The sequence below is a fragment of the Chryseobacterium pennipullorum genome, assembly GCF_003384725.1.
Lineage (GTDB): Bacteria > Bacteroidota > Bacteroidia > Flavobacteriales > Weeksellaceae > Chryseobacterium > Chryseobacterium pennipullorum.
Genome location: NZ_QNVV01000047.1, coordinates 1 through 1,097, shown reverse-complemented (window position 1 = coordinate 1,097; position 1,097 = coordinate 1). Strand labels below are relative to the sequence as shown.

The 1,097-nt window shown below is 34.7% G+C and carries 1 protein-coding gene; it reads right to left on the bottom strand.

The genetic code is table 11. From position 1 onward, the window contains the following. Window positions 1-1,097: hypothetical protein (locus DRF67_RS21685; protein WP_165851854.1), on the bottom strand; the 1,097-nt coding region annotated here is incomplete at both ends.

Sequence of the window (1,097 nt, the reverse complement as noted above, 5' to 3'; positions counted from 1 at the left end):
TTTTCAATAGCATATTGATGTACCAGTTGATACCCAAGAGGTTTTTGGTAGCAGTGATTAGGATTTGATTTTTCAACATTATTAGCATCCAGAAGAATACACTTCCAATCACTAACACGATAATGATGATTATGGTTGGTTGTACAAACCCAATATGTATTATTATGTGGTCTTATGATATCAGCGCTATTACAGGTGTATGTGACTGGTTTATGGTTGTTTTCGGTATAATTTTTTCGGACATAATAGGACTTATTGTTGGTTACGTTCTTTTTTTCCCATGTGTAATCATTTACCTTCAGTATTTTACTGTTATGATCAAAAAATTTCTCAGTTTTGAGATACCCATTACTCCATCCTAAGTTTGTCCAAGGTGCTGACCCTACATTTTCAGAGCCAAATAGCTGATTTCCCCAATAGTCCCTTTTAACAGTATATTCCTTTTCAATGCCTCCTTTTTCAAAATTATCACCACCAAGGCTTACCGTTACATATTTATAATAGACATTACTCTTACCACTGTTAAATAATGGATAAATACTTGAAGAAGTAATTACTGCATCCCGTAGAGGAGGAGCGTCAATACATTTTGATTTCCACTTTCTAAAATCTTTATAAAACGGATCAGGTCCTTTATCTCCAGATGATTGATTTAAATTATCTTTTGAAGCATAGTAATATCTTTTAATAAGCTGCTGATTCCCATCAGAATCAATCAATCTGGCCACACGGTTTCCGCCAGTGATTATATTCTTCTTCACTTGGGTAGGAGCTTGGTCATAATACTTAAAGTTTACACTTCCATTGGTACATTCCCAATTTGCAAAAAGACTAAGTTGGTATGATTTTCCCGCCTGTGCCATAAAACTATAATAATTCGCACTACCTTGTGAAAAGCTAACACCTGGAAATGAGTACATCCCTGTATAATTACCCTGAGAATCGGTTGGATGCAATTGAACAATTTGATTATTCTGAAGATCTTTGACCTTTAGATCTATTTTATGCCGATTTCCCATATTCGGAGAATCAGTACAATCCCTTGAATTAAAACTCCCAAAGCCTTCTATTTTTATTTGTTGTATAGTCGGCGTTTG